At 42.1% G+C, this 21,762-nt stretch carries 17 protein-coding genes; 8 read left to right on the top strand and 9 right to left on the bottom strand.

Features of this window, described 5'->3' with window-relative positions; all coding sequences use genetic code 11:
* Positions 1 to 42: 42 nt before the first annotated feature.
* On the bottom strand, positions 43 to 336 hold the full coding sequence (locus HRE53_RS31780) for a hypothetical protein (protein WP_235112612.1): 294 nt from the start codon (positions 334 to 336) through the stop codon (positions 43 to 45).
* Between the two features lie 408 nt (positions 337 to 744).
* Here HRE53_RS31780 and HRE53_RS31775 point away from each other — a divergent pair, with 408 nt between their 5' ends.
* Entirely contained in the window at positions 745 to 966 is a 222-nt protein-coding gene (locus tag HRE53_RS31775; RefSeq protein WP_212666644.1) for a helix-turn-helix transcriptional regulator, read from the top strand.
* Between the two features lie 502 nt (positions 967 to 1,468).
* Positions 1,469 to 4,978: a hypothetical protein gene (locus tag HRE53_RS31770; protein WP_235112610.1), complete on the top strand. Its 3,510-nt coding sequence runs from the start codon at positions 1,469 to 1,471 to the stop codon at positions 4,976 to 4,978.
* A gap of 220 nt (positions 4,979 to 5,198) precedes the next feature.
* On the opposite strand, the gene HRE53_RS31765 is transcribed toward HRE53_RS31770, so the two are convergent.
* The 8 genes from HRE53_RS31765 to HRE53_RS31735 all read right to left on the bottom strand — a co-directional run bounded on the left by HRE53_RS31765 (position 5,199) and on the right by HRE53_RS31735 (position 12,790).
* A complete protein-coding gene (locus tag HRE53_RS31765; RefSeq protein WP_235112609.1) occupies positions 5,199 to 6,203 on the bottom strand; it encodes a hypothetical protein in 1,005 nt (334 codons plus the stop codon).
* 604 nt (positions 6,204 to 6,807) lie between these two features.
* Positions 6,808 to 8,049 (bottom strand): ISAs1 family transposase, encoded by a 1,242-nt coding sequence (locus tag HRE53_RS31760; protein ID WP_235107866.1) that lies wholly within the window; start codon positions 8,047 to 8,049, stop codon positions 6,808 to 6,810.
* A 46-nt stretch (positions 8,050 to 8,095) separates the two neighbouring features.
* Positions 8,096 to 9,262: a polysaccharide deacetylase family protein gene (locus tag HRE53_RS31755; RefSeq protein WP_235112606.1), complete on the bottom strand. Its 1,167-nt coding sequence runs from the start codon at positions 9,260 to 9,262 to the stop codon at positions 8,096 to 8,098.
* A 968-nt stretch (positions 9,263 to 10,230) separates the two neighbouring features.
* Positions 10,231 to 10,602 carry a hypothetical protein gene (locus tag HRE53_RS31750; protein ID WP_235112604.1) on the bottom strand — a complete coding sequence of 124 codons (372 nt, stop codon included), beginning with the start codon at positions 10,600 to 10,602 and terminating at the stop codon, positions 10,231 to 10,233.
* A gap of 55 nt (positions 10,603 to 10,657) precedes the next feature.
* Positions 10,658 to 11,527: a patatin-like phospholipase family protein gene (locus HRE53_RS31745; RefSeq protein WP_235112602.1), complete on the bottom strand. Its 870-nt coding sequence runs from the start codon at positions 11,525 to 11,527 to the stop codon at positions 10,658 to 10,660.
* Positions 11,502 to 11,627, bottom strand: a complete 126-nt coding sequence (locus HRE53_RS34740) for a hypothetical protein (RefSeq protein ID WP_255801655.1) — start codon at positions 11,625 to 11,627, stop codon at positions 11,502 to 11,504. The genes HRE53_RS31745 and HRE53_RS34740 overlap by 26 nt, the downstream gene beginning before the upstream one ends.
* A 447-nt stretch (positions 11,628 to 12,074) precedes the next feature.
* The gene (locus HRE53_RS31740; RefSeq protein ID WP_235112601.1) at positions 12,075 to 12,275 is read right to left on the bottom strand and encodes a hypothetical protein; all 201 of its coding nucleotides are present in this window, start codon (positions 12,273 to 12,275) and stop codon (positions 12,075 to 12,077) included.
* A 239-nt stretch (positions 12,276 to 12,514) separates the two neighbouring features.
* Positions 12,515 to 12,790, bottom strand: coding sequence for a hypothetical protein (locus HRE53_RS31735; protein ID WP_235112599.1), 276 nt, complete (start codon positions 12,788 to 12,790; stop codon positions 12,515 to 12,517).
* A gap of 838 nt (positions 12,791 to 13,628) precedes the next feature.
* On the opposite strand from HRE53_RS31735, the gene HRE53_RS31730 reads away from it, so the two are divergent.
* The 6 genes from HRE53_RS31730 (at position 13,629) to HRE53_RS31705 (ending at position 21,707) form a co-directional block, all read left to right on the top strand.
* Complete coding sequence (locus HRE53_RS31730; RefSeq protein WP_235112598.1) at positions 13,629 to 13,859, top strand: hypothetical protein; 231 nt, start codon at positions 13,629 to 13,631, stop codon at positions 13,857 to 13,859.
* Positions 13,852 to 14,022, top strand: a complete 171-nt coding sequence (locus HRE53_RS31725) for a hypothetical protein (protein ID WP_235112597.1) — start codon at positions 13,852 to 13,854, stop codon at positions 14,020 to 14,022. Before HRE53_RS31730 ends, HRE53_RS31725 begins: the two co-directional genes overlap by 8 nt.
* Before the next feature lie 778 nt (positions 14,023 to 14,800).
* Positions 14,801 to 18,394: an NACHT domain-containing NTPase gene (locus tag HRE53_RS31720; protein WP_235112596.1), complete on the top strand. Its 3,594-nt coding sequence runs from the start codon at positions 14,801 to 14,803 to the stop codon at positions 18,392 to 18,394.
* Between the two features lie 329 nt (positions 18,395 to 18,723).
* Positions 18,724 to 19,338 (top strand): nuclease-related domain-containing protein, encoded by a 615-nt coding sequence (locus HRE53_RS31715; protein WP_235112594.1) that lies wholly within the window; start codon positions 18,724 to 18,726, stop codon positions 19,336 to 19,338.
* A 1,012-nt stretch (positions 19,339 to 20,350) separates the two neighbouring features.
* Entirely contained in the window at positions 20,351 to 20,629 is a 279-nt protein-coding gene (locus HRE53_RS31710; protein WP_235112593.1) for a hypothetical protein, read from the top strand.
* Positions 20,630 to 20,660: 31 nt separating this feature from the next.
* Positions 20,661 to 21,707 (top strand): TGS domain-containing protein, encoded by a 1,047-nt coding sequence (locus HRE53_RS31705; RefSeq protein ID WP_235112589.1) that lies wholly within the window; start codon positions 20,661 to 20,663, stop codon positions 21,705 to 21,707.
* Positions 21,708 to 21,762 lie beyond the last annotated feature (55 nt).

Genomic DNA, 21,762 nt, shown 5'->3' with positions numbered 1-21,762 from the left:
TGAGACGGGGCAGGGGGCGAAGGTGCCCCTGTGATGGATTGGTTAAAATTCGTCTTCGTAATCAGATTCAGCCCTTAGCTGCCGGGATGAGGGAACTGTCTCCCAATGACTAAGTCGGGCATTGGGGCCAAATTGCTGCTTGACCCAATCTCTGAGCCGATCACCGAGTGAGCCAGGTCGATTCTTGACAGCGAAGTAGTATTCTTTTGAGTCTCCCCCATCGCGAATACCAGGCCAGAACTCAACCTGGACAAAGACTAGGGAGTATTCAGGATGGAGTGGATCTGTAACTCGTTCGTCGATCCACTGCTCTAGTTGCGTTAAGGTAGTTGGCATCTGTATTTCCTTTGTTAATTGGTTTACAGAGAGAGCCGCTGAGGTTCCGGCAAGAAAAGCAGCGGCTCTATTTAATAGATATTTTTTTGAAATCATTTCAGTTTGTAGCACTGAAGGGCATCGGGCTATCCCCGGTGGCTGCGGTATCAGCAGTTTGACCAGCACTCAGCAGAACTCGCTTATTCAGTTGTCTGTTTGGGTAAGGGAACTTTTTGTTCGAGCGGTGTGTTCAACCGCTTATGCATACATAATACACTTAAATTTGTGTGCAGTAAATATATTCTTGTGTATTAATATATTTATATACAATCTATACACATCTAAATATCATTTATTAGCACTTTTCTTGTGTGCTATCCTCATAGCTAAATATGGACACTACAAGATATTTATAAGAAGGAGTTTCTTATGGTTATTGCAGAGTTGGTTAAATGGAAGTTACGAGCGATCATGGCTGATCGCCAAATCACTAACGCAGATCTAGCCCAAAGGGTTGGACTTCATGTAAATACCATCAGTAAATGGAAAAACGTGAATGAAATGCCTAGGATTAGTGGCCCTGAGTTAGATGAACTCTGTGCTGCATTGCAATGCACAGTCTTAGATCTTCTTGGAGAAGGTAAAGTTTAGCTTTTATCTTTCTCTTCTCTTTCTTCTGAAGAAGTAATTTCAGAATTTGCATACCATCCTTCCAAGGTATGCAAGATGAAAAAAAACTCTATCTAAATCTCTGTCCTAATGTTCGCTATGTAAGTTTTAGGAATAAAAACTTACCCTCAACAAATAGCAGTGAGATATTTACCCAATAAGACTCTGAACGCATTCTTGAAACATCTCCACACTTATCCCCAGAAGCGTTCAATACAAAGTTATTCCAGAGTTAAAAGTGAGGTGAAAGCCATGTAAGCCCATTAAACGTAAAAAGCCCCACTGCTGGTAACAGTAGGGCTTTTAAGCGTCCAAGCACTCCCAATATTTCGAGGAACTCGAACTCAATGCTATTTGACTGAGCATGGTTTGGGTCTCCAAAGGAGCCGTATGTCCATCTTAGCTCAAGATACATACTGGTCAAGATTGCTATGGGCAATTTCTGACCAAAGGCTTCCTATCACTACGTCTAGGGAACCTATTCATGAACTCATCCCAATCCTTCATCCCCACCCGCAAGGGCAACCCCTGCGACCTCTGCGGGGACTTCAAAGGAAAATGCAGCACCGTCGAAAACCTCCATCTCTGCATGTCCCTCTCAGGCCAGATCGCAGGCTATCGCTATCTCGGCCAGTCCAAAGATGGACTCTGGGGTAAATATGTCGTAGACGATGGGCAGAACCTCCGTCAGGAAGACCGGGAACGCAGATGGCAAGAGCAACGGATTCTTAGAGAAAAACGTGCCCAAGCCGAAGCCAAACGTCACGCCCAATCCCTCCCTGCACCAGAACGGGATCGGCTCTACCGCCAGCTCCTAGGTCAACTCACCTTGCACCCAGCAGATCGGGCTGACTTGTATCGTCGTGGATTTACAGATGATCAGATCGAAGACTGGGGTGTGAAGTCGGTCGAACAGTGGCAGCAACTCTCTCCCGAACTGCCCCATACCTTGCCAGGGGTAAACCTAGATGGGAAGTCGCTCAATACTCCAAGACCGGGGTATCTCTGCCCCATCATGGATGCAGATGGTCTGATTGTTGGATTCCAGGTCAGATCCCGCACTTCAGAAAGGGGTCGCTATTACTGGCTCACAGGCAAAACCCGAAAACGCCCCAATGGTCCCACTCCTCACTTGCCCACTGGCGAATTGCCCTTAGCCATCCACCATCCCAAGCAAATCAACAGAGATGCAATCGCACTCGTTGAGGGCACGGGGGCTAAGCCTCGCATTCTTGCTCAACGACTGGGACTCATTACCATCGGTGCAGCTGGCGGACTATTCGCGGCATCCCCTGAAACCCTGAAAGCAACTCTGGCTCAGCTTGGCGCAACCACCATCGAATTTTATCCAGATGCTGGGGCCATTCAGAACAAATCAGTGTTGCGGCAATACCGGGCAACTTGGGAACTCCTGATGGATTGGGGCTACAGTGTAAAGGTCGCATGGTGGAAGCAAACTGATAAGCGCATCCATTTTGACATTGATGAACTGGACGACCTCAGTCAGATTCGGTATTTGTCAGTGGCCGATTTTGAACAGATTGCAGCTCAGTGCAACCAATTACTGCACAAGCTCCAAGATGTTCTCAAAACGTTCACCCGTCCTTCATCACCCGTTCAAGGGTTTGCGACTCCCAATGCCCCAAAAACCCAGATCCTTGACCCTCGCGGAACGAAGCGAACTGCACCAGATGACGAGTGCCTTGCAACGCTGCCTGGAACAAGCCGTCGAGCTAAAAGAGCCAGTCGCCGCACTGCACGACTCCTTGCAACTCATCGAAGACATGGATATCTTTCAAGACTTCGACTGGAAAACTATCGAAGACGCGCTAGAAGACGTTCTGCAACATCGACAGACCTTGCAGGGTGCAGCCTCAATAGCCGCTCTGGAAATAACGGGACTCTCGATACAACAACGCCTCTAGTCCACGAATACGAACCAGGCCAACGACTCCAGACTTGGAAATCTGCGATCGCATCGGGTTTTCCCTATATTCTCGACCAGTCCCAACCGGGGACAGGCAAAAGCTATGATTCTGGGAACGTTACCCCGATTGGCTTTGGGGTTGAACAGGTTATCTATCTGTCAGACCAACACCGCAATCCCACCGTATCAACACTAGAACAAGGAAATGGCTGGTGCGACCTAGAAGCACGACATGGAGGGCTAAGTCGGGTCAAGAATCGGCTCCAGCGTTCTGCTAAAGGTGATGCCTACGCTGTACCCGCTAACTGTAATCGGATTGGAGTTCTCAATGCTCTGCGGGACAAGAACATTCCTGGTGCGGATACTGCCAATCTCATCTGTGGAACCTGCGTGGCTAGAGAAGCTTGCATCAATGCGGAGGGAGCAGGGTATGGGTATTTAAACCAGCGGCGTAATGTCCTGGGTTCACCTCTATTGAGGGCACATCCTGATAGCTTGCCTGATCCAGAGGATTATCCCCTAGAAAACTCGATGTTGATCTGGGATGAACCGGGGCAGAACTTTCAGGTCAAGCAGTCGGTAGTTGTCACCTTCAATGACTTGCAGCAAACCATCTCAACCTTGATCCTCTATCCCGAAGTGTTCGCCTTAGTGCAACCGTTACTAGTCGCACTGCTACCCCTTTTAGATGGGTCTGAGAATCTGGGCAAGTATGGCCTGAAGCATCTAGAGGTGAAAGGGAAACTCCCCGATATGACCGGGGTGAAGCTAGGAGAAATCACTCAGATCCTCATTCCTAGCCTGGGGTTCCTGAACACTACTTCAGACTATGGGGTGGACCTCGCAGATCTACCCAAGCAACTCAGGAAGGCTTTCTCTGAACGGGACTCTGAGATGGCAGAGCAGGCTAGGAATGGGGTCGTTAAGCAATGGTTAGTCCCTCTAATTCGCATACTGCAAGGTGGTGCTGGCTGCATCCAAATCAGCCACTACGGTCTGATCCTCAACACTCCTAACCCTCGGCACCGGGATTTGGCACATGCAGCCCAAGCCAACGTGTTCCTCGACGCTACGCTATCCCGTGAAGACCTGGCTTTGAAGCTGGGTTGCTCTCCTGATGAGATCCTAGTGGTGCGTCAAGTCGTCCCAGTTACAAACAACCTGGAAATTATTCAGGTCAAAGACATGGGGCGCATGGGCATGAGTCGTGGAGGTGATCAGATGAAGCGGACTGCGGCTCTTGCGGGGCACTACCGGGACATGGATCAAGAAACCACTAGGGTTCTAGATTTCAAGCGGTTTGAAGAGGATGGGACTTGGTGGCGAGATAGTCGGGGGGTCAATGATTTCCTAGCCGTGCAGACCCTAGTCCTGGTAGGCACTCCCTGCCGCAACCTCAATGACCTGGCCGCTGAGTTTGCGATCGTCTGTGGATACTACCCAGAAGACGATGACCCAGAGTTCACAGCATTTATAGACCGTTCTATCCTCGCAGAGATTCACCAGGCGATCGGGCGACTGCGGGCACATCGACGACCTGTAGAGTCCCTGCAAGTCGTGCTGCTCTCTAATATCGAGATGGATATCCATGTGCAGATAGTCCAGGCAAAGGATCTAACGATTGAAGCAGCACACAAAACTGAGCGAGTGAAAATTGCTATTGAATCAGCCATCCTTCAGTTGAAATCCAAAGGCGAGAAAATCACCCAGCAGATCGTTGCGGGCATGACCAAAATCCCGAGGGGCACGATTGCACGATATTGGCGTCTGTTCATTTTGCTATTAGATAATTTAAATAGCAAAATGAACAATTCTAAAAAAGGACTAAACCCAGACCATGAGACCCATCAAGCGATTGCTGGTGTGTTGGATGAGTTGGCGGATCTGCCCATTAATGAGCTGCTACCGAGCCTGAATGAGGTGTTCTTTAACTGGCTCAAACCGAAAGAATGGGTTTTTGTCTGGGACAGGGTCAGTGTGCCGGGTCAGATGGCGATTCTGGAGGGGTTGGCGATGGTGTTGCCCGTGCAGATGCTGGAGAGAGCGGTGCCAGAGTTGGCGGCTTGATAGTGATGATTTGGTGATGGGACAGGGGTTCCCTGTGGTGCTGGTTAGGCTGTGAATGCTCGGAGATTTTCATTTGGAGCAGACGGGAGACATTTATGCTCAGAGGATTTGATGGTGGGCTTTTGAGTTGTGACAAAGAGAAAATCCTGAAAAAGTTCATAAGCTTAGTTACCAATGAAGTGGAGACTGTAAGCTCACTGACAACCTTTATTTGAAGCAGTCATGCAAGGGATAAATTATCGTCAGCTCTAACAAAACGGTAAACTCCACCATCTTTAAAATTGCAACATGCATACAATGTCCCCTCAGTGTCAAAAACAATGTTGCTACCATTAGCAGGTAGCTCAGTAGTGCCGTTAAAATTATTTATATCAGGGAGACCCGGAAGATCTGCAAAACTATTGAGGAAATTTGCTCTAAAAGGCTCGTTTAGATTTGGGATACCAGTATTCCAAATCTTACCAAGCTTTGTTGAGATGAAGAGCTTATTTGATGGTGAAAGAGCGATATCAATTATCTCACTCCCTTCGGGCAGTTCAGCCACTATTACTGCTTCATCAAATGGGCCATTTAAAGGGAAAGCAAGGACAACATTAGTCGTGCGCATTCCTATATAAAGTCTTTCTCCATCAGTAGCCAAGGAACTTGGACCATCGAATAGTGGCAAATTATTCCCAGAAATTAATACTTCTTTAGAATCCTTTCGTACTAGAGAACTTTGAAGGTTTTCTAAAAGAGGATCATCCAAGATCATGCTCAGATCGTATCGAATTAAGCTGTGATTGTCTTTTCCTACAACATAAAGTTCATCACCATATACGAGTAGGCCATCAGGACCATTTAACCACCCACGTGGAAGGTTCTCTGCACTTGGAAAATGGATATTTGGAATGCTCGTTGTTAGCGATTTTCTCAAAGTTTCATCAACGACTTCAGCATTATGTCGTTCAACCTCAAACCATTTTCCATTCCGTTGATCCAATCGCAAAACTGCATCAGTTGCATTCTTACGAAACGATACCTCTTCTGTAGGTTTATCAATTCCAGAAAAACAGCAGATAATAAAGTTTTGACTGCCTTTATGCCATACCATTCCAGCATATGGGCGATCTGTCTCAATATCTAATGCCCTTGGTAACTGACGACTCCAAAGACGAAAGGGTGGATTTATAGATGGATAGGCTAACTCAGCTTGGAAGCGTAATATATTTACAATAAATCTCACGAAACACTGATGGTTTCTAAAATCAGTGATTTTAAAGGCTAAATCGATGAACGATTTTTTATTGCGTTGGTTTTGGATGGTAGATATATAAGTTGAAGGTAAATTCTTATTGTAAATATATTACGCTTCCATCGGTATGTACCCGATCAAACTAGTTAGGTTCAAAACCGGACAGCCCAAAATTCCTATAGATCATCTGCTTTGCGCCAATCATCACAGCGATGCTCACAACAGTTCTTGATGTCCTGGTGCAGGGGCTCACAGTGCAGTTCAACTCGTTTGAATCCTTACCCTTCTTCCTGTGAAGTAATCTAGTGTTTTGATTTTAATCCTCTAGGCCCAGTAGCATTCAGGGTTCTATCTCCACCTAAAAATATAATCCAGAAGAAAACTACAATCCAGTGAAAAAGAACACAGAACCATATAGAGTCTGTCCATAAATAGGTAAGACTACACCCAAATCCTAAAATACAAACAAGAAATAAAAAACGGCAATCTCTAAAAGTTTCTGCATAGAAAGAAGGTGTATCTTTCGACCTTTTCTTCCTAATACAATCAATTAAAGGACCAAAAGGGAAACGATGGCAGGGTAAGCGCAAGAAAATCAAGCCTCTGAAAGGCTAGACTGTAAAGGAAGAGAAGCGCCTAGAACTTTGAGCATATACGCTTCATCCATGCTCGCCCGTTTTAGTTTTTGACGGGTACTTTTCTTAAAGGACGTTTCTTGATTGAGAAGGTTGATGCTCCAGCGTCTCAGGATGGCCATGTTTTCCGGCGCATGTCCTGTGCGAATGCGGCTAGCATCTTCGCCAAAGGTCACGTCTAAGACCCAGTGGAGTTGGTTCTCAATCGACCAATGCTGGCGGATGGCTTTGCCCAACTGCTGAGCATTTGGCGGTAGAGAACTGATATAAAACATCACCTCATAGGTGGTTTTGTTCCACAAGTGACGGGTTCGAGCGACCTTGACGATGGTTTGCAAGCCCTTCCACTGCGCCTGCTTGTACAGAGGACCCATCTGTTGAAGGGACACGGCCCAAACTTGTCGTTTCTCGCGACGATGGTGCCCTGCTTCCACCCGCGCATCATAGCTGTGCTCAATGCACTTAAACTCATTCGCTTCAGCCGTTTCAAACCATTGCTCAACCTGCTCAAACAGCGTGGGATGATTCTCCTTGAGGGCCAGCACATAGTCAGCCTCTTTAGCTTGAATGTGGCGGGCAATCTCGTGCTGAGTTCCCATTGCATCAATGGTAATAATGCACCCGGCAATGTCTAATAGCTCTAGCAGTGCTGGAATAGCGGTAATTTCGTTACTCTTGTCTGCAACTTTGACCTGTCCTAGAAATAACCGATACTCACTGGCCCAAGCACTGACCAGATGCAATGCGGATTGGTCTTGATTGCGATCATAGGAACCTCTGAGTTGTTTGCCGTCAATCGGTATCACTTGAGCGCCGAGGGTTGTCACTACCTGATCCAACCAGTGATTGAAACTCCGCTCAAAAGCGGAGGGGCAAATACGCTCAAACACTCGTCGATAGGTGTCTGCTGTCGGCATCCCAGACGGTAGGCTCAGAAAACTCGACAACCAATCTTGATGGCTTAGACCATAGGTTTCAATGTCTTCCCACCCTTGTGCGCCACCTAAACTTGCCAATAGTCCAATCACGACGATGCTGACAAACGGATGCTGGACACCTTGGCCTCCCCGTGGATCAGGCAAATCTTCAAAACACTCGGACAACTGTTGATAAGCCTGATCGCAATCACTGGCAGGCAGGAGTGACGAGGATGAGTCAGTGGAAGCTGGTGAGGAAGGCGGCTTGCTGAATCCTGTAGCCATGGGGAAACCCTTTTAACAGAATGGAGTTCCATAGCATATTACAGCTTCATTTTTCTTGCGCTGCCCCTGGAAACGATGGTAAGCAGCAAAAAATAACAACTCCGATAACAAAACTCAATAATAAACGTTGAATTGTTCCACTTGTCTTATCTAGAAAGTGGTTGAGGACAACTCCACGAATGAATATTTCTTCAAGAAGTGCAGGTACAAAGAAGATTCGCGAGACTTCATAGATGAATGGTCTATAGCTTAGTTGCTGATGGAAATCTATGAGTTTATCAGATAGTTCCCAGTCAATAAATTTAGTTTTAAATCCATAGGCTAACATCAGAGCCAACAGAACTATCCAAAATATTCCTAAGCCAGCAACACGAACCGAGAAATCTAAAACGATTGATTCGTGAATTAAGTTCAAAATTGGTTGAACGATTGGTATTTGGCTAGGAATAGGCTCTCCTGCTGCAAGTAAAGTCGATAATGTTACAATCTCATAATCTTTAATTCTTGGATTTTCTAGAAGTATTTTGAGTGCTTGATAAGTTCGTTCTCCTCTTCGGCCGTTTATGCCGTCGTCATGTAGAACAATCACTCCTCCTGGACGGAGATTAGCAGTTATAAACCAATTAGAAAATTTTGGGGAGTTAATCAATGTGTCGTAAGGGAATATAGAGCCTAGAGCTATTTTGTACAGATGCTTTTGGGCTAGATCTGACATTCTTGCCGTACAAAAACCTCCCCCTGGTCGCATCCATTGCTGAAGAGCATATCGATCTAGGACAGATTTCGCATTTAGTAGATCTGATTCAAAACGGTCACCCAGTTTAATGCTAGGTTCATCACGTGTCATGTGATTACCTAGTTCATGCTTTTCATTTACCATTTGCTGAATCAATGGATCTGGCTTGAGTAGGTTTGCTTCACGCTGTTGGACCTTATCGCTAATCAAAAAGAATGTTGCATGTGCATTATGTTCGCTCAAGACATCTAAAATTTGTTGTGTCTTGTTATCTGTTAATCCTGTCTGGGGACCATCATCAATCGTGAGGGCAATCATTTGTTTGTCTGTTTTGACTTGATACACTGCGCCCGGACAAACAAATGGAGAGATAGACCTAATGACTAGTGTTGATGGGAACAAAGCCACTACTAAAAGGGATATAGCAATCAGGCTGGTTAAAAACAAACATCTTAAATACTTAAGCTTTGAGATCATAGATTCACTCCTTACATCCATCTCTAGACATGCTCATTTACATTCAATAAGCTAATTATTCACATATTAATTTTATTAGTGCAAAAGTTTTCTTAAGGTATTCTGACAAGAAATAATTTATTTTAATTCAGATTAAAATCGATATTTTTACGATCATCGAAAATCACTATATTTAGGCTTTCCAATAGCAACTGAAAAATTTAGCCGGTAGGGATCATACTGTCCCATTTAGGATGTTTAGGCAATTATGAGCTGCTATCTTGAAAACTTTATGGAGAAAGAATTAGAGATTTACACTGTTCCATTTAGAGGTAAAGATCGGACAATAGGATATATTCAGTACTTATTATTCTTAGAGCAATGACGCCAAAAAAACAAGAATTCTTGAAAAGCTTATTATCGCTAGCTTTCACGGCTTAATTCTTTGTCTACCGGCTAAATTTTTTCAGTTGCTATTAGAAAGCCTGAAAGCTATATAGATCAATAGATACAGAATTCTAGTGTCCCAGATATGGTCAGTAGTGGGACACTAGAATTCTTGCACACCGTTTAGTAATCTGAACACCTTAGCAACCATTTCGTCCCATTGATAAGAAAGACCACATTTCGTCAATTTCCGCTTTCTCAATATTACTGAGGGGTTTAGGTTACTCCCTATACTATATGCATGGAGAGTTTTAACTTATTACTAATCTAATGGAGGATTTAATACATTTCTTTTTTAGCCAGGGATTAAGAACTAGCTTTTCTAATACTAATTTTGTTACTGGCAAACCTGGTAGTTTAATAACAAAAGAATCAAGAAATTCTTTATCAACAAAATTGACTAAGAATGCGAGACGCGTTCTTATATGCTTGCAAATAATTTCTCTTTTTTTTAATATCGATTTTGTTCATTAAGCGATGAAATTCTTTGAGTTGTTTCCTTTCTCCAGTCTCATGGTTAAAAATGTCTTCTGCCAATAATTTCATATCTTTTTTTGTCTCGAAATTTGATGGGTTTTTTCTTTAAATTTTTTAATAAGTTCTTTTTTAGGTATTCCTTCAAGCAATTCTTCAAGGTTTCCTTCAAGCAATTTTATAACTGGTGTTTCTATTACCTCTATATATGACCCTTCAAGTAAATCTTCAAATACTTTTTTTGTAGATTCATTAAGTTCCCTCAATTTGTCTTGTTCATTAAATAGAAGCAATTGCTTTCGTGCTTCTAATCTGCCCATATCATAATCAAATTCCCTAAATCTTTCATCTAGAAATCCAGAAAATGCTGAAAATACGTCACCTATAAGTTTATTATCTTTAGAGGTAATAGTTAAAAGAGGAGATTTTATATCTTCCATAATGAAATCTTGGAACTGGGCTTGCTGCAGAATTGCATTAAATAATGCAACTGAATTAGCAAATATATTTTGGTATTTTTTCTAAAAAAGGATCTTCTGCAGTTTCACGAGGGCCAGGTTTTATAAGAAGGTAATATCTTGAGATATCATCTACAGCTGTTCCACTAGCTAGTGCCTTAGCCATTCCGACAGGCTCATTTTCAAATACTCCACCATCTGTGTAAAGAAATCTACCTTGATAGATAGAATTAGGAAAATCAGCTCGCCTGATATCAGAATCTCTTTGTTTAAATTTTCCAAGTCCCTTTCTACTGATATCTCTTAAAGGAAAAGCTAATGGAAATGCTCCTGATGATATTCCAGCATTTCTTATATCAGACCATGTTGTTGGCTGACTATCACTCGATGAATCATCTTTACCAAGCTGTTTTTCTCTTAATTCTGATCCAGCCCCATCTCCAATTTTTTTAACGCTGCAGATGAACTGATCTTTATAACGAGTATATCCAAAATCTTGTTGATTTTGAGTTTTTATGTTGTAACTAAATCCGCTTAGATTAGACATAGTTATACCAACTTGAATTTCAGAGTTTACAGCAGGATGCTTGGGTAATTTCCCTTGATTTTTATCACTTTTTTGCTCTAGATCTATTTTACTAAGAAGGTGTTTCTCAGCTATATCCTCAACAACCTTAATGTTTAGCAGAGATTTTTTCTGGTCATCCTCATTAAAACTAAAATCTAGTAACTTAACAATATCTACTTCCTTAACCCATGCATCATAAAGAGGGTTCTCATATGCTTTTGTAAGAGAATCGCCATTATAAAGCAGATTTTGAGCAAGGAGACAAGCGGTCATACCACCTGCTGATGCTCCAGTGATAATATCTATTTCTATATCATTTTTTTCTCTGATTATTCTCATTATTAAAAGCAATTGCTTCTAATACCTCATATATAACTCCTGCTTCATAACTACCCAGTGAAACTGCACCACTGATAACAACAGCTAATTTCTTTGCCATTAAATCTCCCCCTAATATTTGAAGCAAAGCTTATTTTTACAGCCTATCAACTGGTATTAAATTTTTTTTAGCATATTTGATAACTAAAATCTAAAACTTTATAAGTAAAACTAATTTTATTCAGTGTCTACATAAACATACAGTTCTATATCTGACAAACCTTATTGACTTATGCAATTCGTTACAATCAGCAATATTTTAAGGAATTTATAAAATAAGAATCAACTGGTTTCGGGTTTTTATCTAGCTGATCAAAAAATATTGTCTGTTAAACCTGATATCAATAACCTAGGAAGAAGAGACTGACGATTTCATCATCCCACTTGGGGTAATTAAAGGGTCGCTGACATGGGATGCAACGAAGCCTATAAACACCACAATGAATAGCTTTCAGAGCTTAATAATTCTTCGCTTTTTTTGGGTTTATGCAATAAATTTGTTTTTACTTTAACGTGTTTGCGTCGTTTCAGCCCCCTCAAAGTACTTGATTGCAGCTGGTGGCAGCAACCCTTCAAATGGGCCTGTTTGGCCCATTTGAAGAACAATATGGACCATCTGACTCAGACTGGTTGCTACTTCGAGTGCTTCGGTCTGTTCTAGAAATTCGTTATGGGCTAGTACGGCTGGCAATTGTGATGTTAGGGTCATGATAGATTTTTGATTCGGGTACAGGCTCTATTGTCCTTGACCCGTTTTTTCTTCGATCTATACATCCCCGACTCTTTGCTTACGCCCTATTCTTGCAATCGAAACGTTTATTATTTAGCAGTGGTTGACGCTTAGAATATTTTCAATCACTGTTAGTTGCCATATGGGTCTTTGAAATATATGCACCTTTCACGCTTCACCTACTTATTATTGATGCATAATAATATAGAATAAAACAATTAAGAAGCAAGTTTAACATCGCAGCCCCAAAAAAAACTACAAGAGCTTACCCTACCATGCTCTAAAATACCCTTAGAAATAAAACTTTTTATTTGAGGTTTATGAACCAACCTAAAGCCAAATCCATATATCATATAAATCTGAAGCCAAGGCCCGAAAAGAAGAATTAAAGTAGCCCAATAACTATCTAATCCTCCTTTCCAGATTGAAGTAAATAGCCTTGGAAGATTAATGCCTATATTGACTGCAGAATAGCTAAAATATTGTGCAGTCATACTTATTAACCATTTTGGTGGTTGTTCTATGTTATTAGATATTATTATTTTTTTTGTTTCGGTCTTTAAAATAACAGTTTATCCAATAAAGGTTGATTGATATCAGGCACATATAGCAGAAAAATATGCAAGAAAAAAGTTGCAGAGTTTTCTTGGAATGCTTTTTCAAATAGACTATTAAAGGGTTTGGGGATGCTACTAGCTAGTTCCCCAGATAATCCAATAAATAGGCCTAATAAAGTAGGCCATAAGAGTTCTTTAGGGTTTGGAGATAAGATTCTAATAGCCTTAGCAGTATGTATAAAAAAGCTAAACATAAGCTGGATTATCAAATTAACTATAGTCCAAGAATAGAGTATTGATATACCTGTAAAAAGATCAACAAAGATTCTACCAGGCAGTATAGTTCTGTAATGACAAGGTTCCAAAAACAAGCTTTTACTCTTCTCCCTAACTTCATTTAGAGATCCTCCATTGTTAAAGTTTTTGGAGATAGTGTGAATTTGTGAGTTTTTAGATAAGTATCATGCTTGAAATCCCAATAACAGTTACAGCCATCCTCGAAGGCTTGATAAGCATTGCCTAAACTTGATTTGAAGCTTTCCTCAGAGGCTGTTTGAAAAGACCTATCTTTTCGAGAAACATGTATTTCAGGCTGTGTCTGTCAACAAGAGATCTAGGGTTGTAGACTACTGACTTACCTTTTCAAACAGCCTCTCACATAATGCTCTATGTCAAAAAGCTTAGGCGTTGGAAACCCTATCCTTAAAAATCAGGTCTTTGGGTAGAGCCATTCTAGCCACCTCCTCTGTCGAGAAATAGAAAAGGGTATAGAAAAATGTCCGAGTTCGAGGTACAAAGAGAAAAGCTAGAGCATTTGTACTATCTATCACCAAGCTTTCTATCTGACGAAATGATTGAAGCTGAAATAGGGTACATCCCCTCAGAAGTCATTGAGGAGGGTGATGATCTCGACCCCCGAAACAACATTGAAGCGTCTCCAATGGTCCTTGACCTGATCGGTGAGGCCGTTGAACTATGGGTGCTTAAACGAGGTGGGGATGACTAAGCTTCGCGAGTTTTCCTTCCTCGTCTTGCACACCAGCGGCGAAGAGACTATTCAGACGGTCGTGAGTACCAGTAAGGATCTTGCCAAAAGTGCTCTGTATCGCTGGATTACAGATATCAAATCTCTGCAACCGTTAGTTTCCAAGGACGAGGAACAACGATAACTATTAGTGACTCAAATTGACTTGACTAGGGTCAAGCCGAGGTACATGTAAAAAGATGCAAGATGATGCCAGAAGCTATGCATAGGAATATATTCAGGCTTTCTCAATAAAGAGGCTAGCAACGTATTTACAAAGTTTCCCGGTTAAAGGCAATTACAGCATTTTATATTGGAGAGCTGTTTACCTTGTATTGGTATGAAGACCATTTGCAAGTGTGAAAGTCTGTTTTTGAGTAGGTTAGAGTGATTTGATCATAGATGGAACCCAGACAATTATGAGATCTAAGCTGAGCAAGATAGCGATAGCATCAGAGACTATTTTTGTATTATGAAAATAAGGAGTATTGGCGACCATTAGAATCGTTGAAAGCCTATCCAAATATATGATTTAGGCACTGTCCATATAGACAGGCATTCACCTTTGAGCTGTTATTGAGAATAGATCAAAGCATTGCCATATATGAATCCTGGAGCCATCTTGCACCTTTTTATACGTACTTCGGCCTGCCCCCTTATTATGTCTGATAATTCACCGAACTGTATGGCAGACGCAATTCAGACAAGAACTAAATGTTAGAAAAACCGTAAAATCATTGAATATTGCATAAAAGCAAGGTACGAGCTTGATAGATAATTGGGAAAATAGCTCCTATTGCCAACGGCTTTTCTATCCAGCTGAAAGATCGTAGTTTTGCTGAATTGACCGAATGAACAAAATAAAGTGGTTAAGCTTATCCAGACTGAGACCATATCAGCGCCTGAGTTTGGCTTTTGCAACCATGTTGTTGGTAACTTTACTGTCAGCAAGTCCTAGTCTGACTCAGCAAAATTCCCCAGAACGACTCAAAGTTATTGAAAAAATTGAGGCAACCGCTACACTTGACCATCAAGCGAAGACAATCAATGTCGATCATGCAGTAGAAGAGCATGAAGACGAGGCAAATAAAGCTGGTCTAACTATTCCTGAAATTCGGAAAGTTTACAAAACAAAGATTGCTATCCTTTATCGGCCTAACCCCTGGAAGGAGTTTTTGTCTTGGATAGGTCCATTTGGAATTTTTATAGGGATTCTTGGTCTCTTTGGCGGCGTCTTTAAAAAGAAAGCAGAGCAACTAATCCAAGGCATTGTAGACAACATCTACAAGCGATTTTCTGGTGCCAAACTATTTAGAAACTTTGCCTTACGAAGATATCGCGCATCTTTAATCAAAAAGTATCAAGAACTAAAGATCTCGTTTAGACCCAACCGCCCTTTAAAGATGGCGGAAGTCTATGTACCCTTGCAACTTCTGGAGCAAGGAGAGCCACTGGAAGCAAATCAAGCTGTCCAAAACTTTAAGCGATTGATGATTGTAGGGCAGCCCGGATCTGGTAAAACGATGTTGCTGAAATCTTTGGCCCTAAACTATGCAAGCGGAAAATGGGATATTCCCCAGCAGCCTGTTGCCATTGTCTTAGAGCTGAATCGGTTAAGTGATACCACACTTACGATTGAGCAACAGCTCGTCAAAGCGCTAGAACGAGATGACTTTCCTAATGGGACTAACTTTGTTGAGCAAGGTCTGAAGCAGGGCATGATTATGCTGCTGTTTGATGGTCTGGATGAAGTTAATAGTAAAGATCGCCCCTACGTCGTGCGCCGTCTGCAAGACTTTATCGACAAATACGATCAGTGCCGGGTAGCGATTACCTGTCGTACACAGGTTTACAAGCGAGAGTTTGATGCCCAGGCGGATCAGACCGTGGAGGTGGTGGACTTTAACGACCAACAAATTCGGAAATTTCTGCGCCCTTGGAAACAAAGCATGAGTGCTGAAAAGTCTGTGGAGCAGTTACTCAAAGCTTTGCAGGATCGACCCCGAATTATGGAGTTGGCTCGTAATCCATTGATGCTGGCCATCATCGCCTATTTATATACTGATACGCCTTTTGTACTGCCCCACTCCCGAGCTGAGTTCTACCAAAAGGCCACGGATATTTTACTGGAGACATGGGACGAGGCCCGCCAAACCCCTAATCAATACAAAGGGCGAGATAAAAAATTGGTTCTGCGACATTTGGCTTTATATGGCCAAGACCAAACGAAGCGGAAACAGCAAGATCGCCGTCATTTGACTTGGCGTGAAGTGAATGGACAAGTCGCATCTATTTTGCCAGATCTTAATTTGACTACAGAGGATGATTTAGATCCGCTTTTGGCAGAGATTTGTGAACGTAGTGGGTTGTTGATGCCTATAGATGGTGGGGAAGGCTATCAATTTACCCATCTCACCTTGCAGGAGTTTTTTGCTGCTACCCAATTAATCGATGATATAGAGGGCTTGATTGAGCGATTTGCTCAAGATCCGGATGTTTGGCGAGAAACCGTTAAACTCTGGTGCGGACTGGCCGGAGATAGTACTAGGCTGATTCGATCTGTTTACCAAAAAGATAGGGTAACGGCCTTTAGCTGTTTAGCGGATGCTCAAAAGATCGAGCCCGATCTAGCAACAGAAATTATTGATCACTTTAAGGACTGGTTACGAGTTGCGCACTTTACATCAATGGATATTGATCTAGATACCATCAGTGCAGATAGTGCTGTCAAGGCTTTTGGCGCCGTCGCGGCCGATCAGCGTCCTAGAGGTCAAGATGTTTTCGATTTTCTAGCACAAACTCTGTCTGTGGGAAGCAAGGCTACAACTTATGCTGCGCAAGGATTGGCAGCAACAAATATCCCAGAAGCAGCACAGGAATTAGCTAATTATTACAATCAAAATTCGGTCATACGACCCCATCTAGTTCGTATGGGTGACTTAGCCGTTCCAAAGCTCAGAAAAATTATTGGGCAAGATGGAGATTGCACTGCAATTCAACATCTAGGAAAAATAGGTACACCCCTAGCGAGTAAAAATTTAGTGCCCTTACTCTGGGATAGTCGTGACGATATAGCGATATATGCCGCAGTAGAGTTGGCATCTCTACTACAAAGAACGGATATAGAAGAAGATTTAGCACAGTTTTCTGAAGAAGAATTACAGAGCCATAGTTCTACTTGGCAGGGGATTTGGGATCCGTTTGATACATCAAAAAATCGTTCTATTCGTGTAATAGCTGAACAAATTACATATCGGCTAAGCCAAGGGATCGCAAAAAAAGAATTTAATGGTGTTGTTTTACCACAGCTAGATCCACGAATCGTCTTGCCTATTTGTGTCTTGTCTAAGGAGACTTTCAATAAGCCTTCCAATGATTGGATAGATATAGCTCAGGCATTGCTAGAGAACCCTGAGCAAGGGTCGCAGTTAGAAAAAAACATTCCTACACTGATCGAACATGCTTTTAACAAGCAACCTCAACGCCCTAAATGGGATGTGTTGCTAAGGACACTCCCATTTAGAATTCAGCTTGATGTGCTGTACCGTTTGAGTGTCAATCGTCCCCCCACGCAAAGTGACTGGCAGAATCTCTACACAGCAGTGACCTACGATCTTAGAACTGGTTGGCACTACCGATTGGTAGCGCCTATCGTATTTTTGCTGTCCATAGTCGCTTTATTCGGAGCCTTTGAAAATTTCCTTCATTCGCCAGAAACTTTGATGAGTGGGATCTCGGCTTCATATACCTTTTTCATTGTATTTGTTGTTTGGCTAGTCCTTTGGAGAGGTACAGAAGAGCCTTTTGAACCTGATTTATTTATAAGTCTGGGCCTATGGGGACCCATCTCATTTTGCCGAGAATATGGACGCTTATTACGCAATCAGATTGTGTGGAGTGGAACCCAAGCAATATTTGACGTCATAGATAACCCCAAAAATATCAGATTTGCTGTTGCTTTCGCTTTCGCTTCCGGTGTCGCTTCCGGTGTCGCTTCCGGTGTCGCTTCCGGTGTCGCTTTCGCTTTCGCTTTCGGTGTCGGTGTCGCGTTTGTTGGCGCTAGCACTTTCGCTCGCGCTCGCACTGTCATTTCCGCTTTCGCTTTCGCTGTCGCTGTCATTTCCGCTGTCATTTCCGCTTTCGCTGTCGCTGGCACTTTCGCTTCCGCTGCTTTCGCTTTCGCTTTCGCTTTCGCTTTCGCTGGCGCTGGCGCTGTCGCTGGCGCTGTCGCTTTCGCTGGCGCTGGCATTGGTTTTTGGGTTAGGCAGACAACCAAACCAGGATTTAGTCGATATTTAGCAATCTTCTCTGCTCCCTTCTTTTTTGGATCGCCAGTTGTTGTTTGGTTCTCAACCTTATTTCTGCACAGAGTTGCCGGCCTTTCATGGCTAACTAGTGGGCTGGTTTGGCTAATCATAGTTAGCACCTGCACCTTGATTTTGACACTCGGTCGTCGAAAAGAACGATTAGCCCAAAATCCCTTGAAGGGGATTCTGCCTGATTACAGAGCAGAATAAATTCTCGCTTGTAATGTGCCTAGATTAAATAGTCCACCCTACAGTTTGGTAAATAGTCTGGCAGACGATTCATAAAGAAGTATTGCGACCGCCTGAATATCGGGCCTAAAACACAAGGCCAGCTAGCCCAAACACAAGAAATTATTGCTGAAGCTGTAAACGCCATCAAAGGTAGCCAAAATAGACAAGAAGAAATCCTCAGTTCATTAGCTGCGGGACAAGAAAAACAAGACCGAATTCTCGACTACTTAATGAGTCGGGATACCAATAGCTAATTCCTCCCTCGATGAAATTTTTTAATGACCAAGCCAGGAAAATCCACTAGAGGTATGGCCCGAAAAAGAAGGCTCAAAGCTTTCTTGTCTTTTGGGTTAGCTCTTTTTATGGTTGTCCAAGGAAATTCAATCCTTCGATCACGGCTAAAGTCTGACTTATATGCCTTGATGCTCTCAATTACCATTGGCGGGACAAGCATATTTGTTGGTAATCGCTACTGGAAAAGAGCCAATCAAGCAGCACAAGGAGCTAAAGCCGAGGAGATAGTGGGTGAAACGCTCAATCAGCTTAGAGCCTACGCATGGACAATCGAGCATGATATTCCCATCCGATACTGGGGGAATGTTGATCATCTTGCAATTTCACCGTCTGGGATATACTTCTGCATTGACACCAAATCTGGCGGAGGCACCGTTGTTCTTCAAGGGAATGAACTATCCAAGCGATACGGCAAGAAAATTTACCCTTTCTCTCAAGGTAAAAACATTCTCAAAGCAGTGAGGGGACAAGCATCACAACTCCAAGAAAATAGCATGGCTGATTGGGTCAACCCAGTCCTTTGCTTTGTTGGGCACCAAGTTGATCCATCAATTCTGAATACCCCGGTAAATGGGGTATTCCTGACCGATGCTCATTCTATTGCAAGGATTCTTCAAAGCATGGGTTAGAGACCTATGTGGAGCGAAGGCACTTTTCTGCAAAGTATCTCCAGTTGGTCGTAGACCATCGCAAGTACGAAACGATGACCCAAAAATTCAATCATCCTCGGCTTAACCCTCGGATTTACCATAGGAGTCTCTGGGGTTTGCCTTTGGCAGTTCACGAGACCCGCAGCTCCCCCGACAGGGATTCAGGTGGTGGAAGTGTGAGCAGGAGTGTAATCCTAGTTTTGTCACTCTTTGCAGGTTTGGGAGGAGTTGCTAGCAGTCTGGAATCGCTGTTATATAAACAGAATGTCAAAAATGTGAAGGTCCTGTTCACTGTGCGCAAAACATTAGTCAACTGGACCACCACAACTTAATGGGAGTAGCTAGAAAAACTTAGGGTTCAATACATTGATTCTTATTATCATTAATCATGTCAACGGGTTGAGTGTCAATGTTTGCGTACATGTGACCTCCAAAAAATGTGAGTACTGAAAGACAAAAACTAAAAACTCCTATGATGACGCGTTCAGAAATTCTGAAGCTTCCCTTAAAACTAACCCCCTCAGTAGAGGAAGTATTTGTTTGATCGTTGCTATTGGATGAACTAGACATGAGAGAAACTCAGATATAAAGTCATTGAAAAACATATGTTATCTCTTGGATATAATTATCCTAAACCAATTACAGATAAATATGTGCAATACTTAAGATATGTTATCTTTTGGATATTTTTTAACCAAAAGATTGTACTTTTAAGTTGTCATAGACTAAGTACCAAGCCCAAAAGCTCATAAATCAACTACCCCGCTTTAAGCGGAAGGAGCATAGAAGATGTGTCACTCCCAAAACTACGGTTTGGATTGTGAACTAATTTTTTTGCTGCAAGCAGCGGGAATTTATCCTCTCTAGATTCAAGCTTGGCATAACTCTAAGGCGAGAACTCTAACTATTTGTCTGAATCTGGCTTGCTAGCAATATTGCTAAGTAGACTTAACCTCACCTATTATTCCTTCTTGGTAAAATACTCCAAAAAATGGCAAATCCAAACCCAAATACAAGTGGTCTTTCTAAAGGAAGAGGCAAACGCCCAAAGCTTGATAATGAAACTGTCTGTATGCGTCTTTCTGAAGAAGATCGGAAGTCTCTTGAAAAGATAGCAGAACAGTATGGATGTATTTATGGGGGTAAACCCTGGCTAGCAGGTTTATTTAGAATGATAGGTTCTGGGGAGCTACTTGTTCTTCCTGCACCACCAAAAATTGACCTGAAAGATTCTGCAAGAAAGAGAACAAAGAAGAAATTCTCTTCCTGAATCTTGAGCTGCAATATGAGGATAGTTTTAGATGTGTCGAATTTTAGTATGTGCTAATACCCTTCTTGACTTAGCTCTTAAGCCTGGTTGGGATAGTAGTGATGTAAATCTTGAAAACCGCATCAAAAATATTGAAATACTTCAAACACTTATTGATTCTGGAGAAGTAACTTTATACTTGCCTCAAGATCTAGTTCAATATGTACACTTAGTTATAACTGAAAATCTTGGCAGCGAAAAAGCACGACAGCTTCTTCAAAAAGTAGTTCTTCTTGGAAACACAGAAATAGCAACAGACTGGCTTACTATTTTAGAGCAAGCTAATAACTTAGAGCTTTATCCTGATGATACAGAGTTATATGAATTGACTTCACTAGTCTATTGCAATGAGATTAATGCTGATAGCCTGATTGTTCAGGATGCAAGCCGTTACAGATATATTCTTGAATATAATAGTATTCAACTTCATGATTTTAATACTCATATACTTACTTTAAATTCATTTCTTGCTTTATTTTCTGAACACAAACTAAAAGCTTTTAGTCAACCCCAAACAATTTTCACATTCACAAAGAATAATACTGTTGTTAAGTTACCAAAAGGATCAACAGCAATTGATTTTGCATACAAGATTCATACTCATCTTGGTGATCGATGTTTTAAGGCAATAGTAAATGATGTTGAATATCCTCTTGATAAACCATTAAAGTATGGAGACATAGTATGGATCGTAAAAGGTACGAAACCTAATCCTGATCCTAAATGGATTGATTATGTTAAAACAAAAACAGCTAAAGATGCCATCCAAAGACGTCTAAAGAGAATAAGTACTGAAAAGGGGTGGAATACAATCAAGAATGAACTTGGCAAGAATATTCGTGCTTATAGGAAAGAACTTGATAAAGTTACCCAGGAATTAGGTTATCAAGATTTGAATGCTCTAGCAATGCAGCTTGGAAATAGGAATATTTCTATTGACTATGTTATCAGCTTAATTCATGAAGAGAGAGGTGATATCAATGATCAATGTCTTTCCACAACTATTTCCAATAGTAAAAAAATTAAAGGATTCAAATAGAATTTATGATATCGCTACATGTTGCTATCCGATTCCACATCAGGATATTGTAGGT

Origin of the sequence: Acaryochloris sp. 'Moss Beach' (assembly GCF_021497025.1) — a bacterium.
Classification (GTDB): Bacteria; Cyanobacteriota; Cyanobacteriia; order Thermosynechococcales; family Thermosynechococcaceae; genus Acaryochloris; species Acaryochloris marina_A.
The sequence above is the reverse complement of the archived record's forward strand: the minus strand, read 5'-3'. Positions and strand labels throughout refer to the sequence as shown.

What these genes read in the sequence shown, in the direction of transcription:
- HRE53_RS31775 (WP_212666644.1), top strand. Translation starts at nt 745, where the DNA reads ATGGTTATTGCAGAGTTGGTTAAATGGAAGTTACGAGCGATCATGGCT.
- HRE53_RS31720 (WP_235112596.1), top strand. Translation starts at nt 14,801, where the DNA reads ATGTTGTTGGTAACTTTACTGTCAGCAAGTCCTAGTCTGACTCAGCAA.
- HRE53_RS31715 (WP_235112594.1), top strand. Translation starts at nt 18,724, where the DNA reads ATGGCCCGAAAAAGAAGGCTCAAAGCTTTCTTGTCTTTTGGGTTAGCT.
- HRE53_RS31760 (WP_235107866.1), bottom strand. Translation starts at nt 8,049, where the DNA reads ATGGCTACAGGATTCAGCAAGCCGCCTTCCTCACCAGCTTCCACTGAC.
- HRE53_RS31745 (WP_235112602.1), bottom strand. Translation starts at nt 11,527, where the DNA reads ATGAGAATAATCAGAGAAAAAAATGATATAGAAATAGATATTATCACT.
- HRE53_RS34740 (WP_255801655.1), bottom strand. Translation starts at nt 11,627, where the DNA reads ATGGCAAAGAAATTAGCTGTTGTTATCAGTGGTGCAGTTTCACTGGGT.
- HRE53_RS31705 (WP_235112589.1), top strand. Translation starts at nt 20,661, where the DNA reads ATGTGTCGAATTTTAGTATGTGCTAATACCCTTCTTGACTTAGCTCTT.
- HRE53_RS31770 (WP_235112610.1), top strand. Translation starts at nt 1,469, where the DNA reads ATGAACTCATCCCAATCCTTCATCCCCACCCGCAAGGGCAACCCCTGC.
- HRE53_RS31710 (WP_235112593.1), top strand. Translation starts at nt 20,351, where the DNA reads ATGGCAAATCCAAACCCAAATACAAGTGGTCTTTCTAAAGGAAGAGGC.
- HRE53_RS31725 (WP_235112597.1), top strand. Translation starts at nt 13,852, where the DNA reads ATGACTAAGCTTCGCGAGTTTTCCTTCCTCGTCTTGCACACCAGCGGC.
- HRE53_RS31750 (WP_235112604.1), bottom strand. Translation starts at nt 10,602, where the DNA reads ATGGAAGATATAAAATCTCCTCTTTTAACTATTACCTCTAAAGATAAT.
- HRE53_RS31740 (WP_235112601.1), bottom strand. Translation starts at nt 12,275, where the DNA reads ATGACCCTAACATCACAATTGCCAGCCGTACTAGCCCATAACGAATTT.
- HRE53_RS31730 (WP_235112598.1), top strand. Translation starts at nt 13,629, where the DNA reads ATGTCCGAGTTCGAGGTACAAAGAGAAAAGCTAGAGCATTTGTACTAT.
- HRE53_RS31755 (WP_235112606.1), bottom strand. Translation starts at nt 9,262, where the DNA reads ATGATCTCAAAGCTTAAGTATTTAAGATGTTTGTTTTTAACCAGCCTG.
- HRE53_RS31735 (WP_235112599.1), bottom strand. Translation starts at nt 12,790, where the DNA reads ATGACTGCACAATATTTTAGCTATTCTGCAGTCAATATAGGCATTAAT.
- HRE53_RS31780 (WP_235112612.1), bottom strand. Translation starts at nt 336, where the DNA reads ATGCCAACTACCTTAACGCAACTAGAGCAGTGGATCGACGAACGAGTT.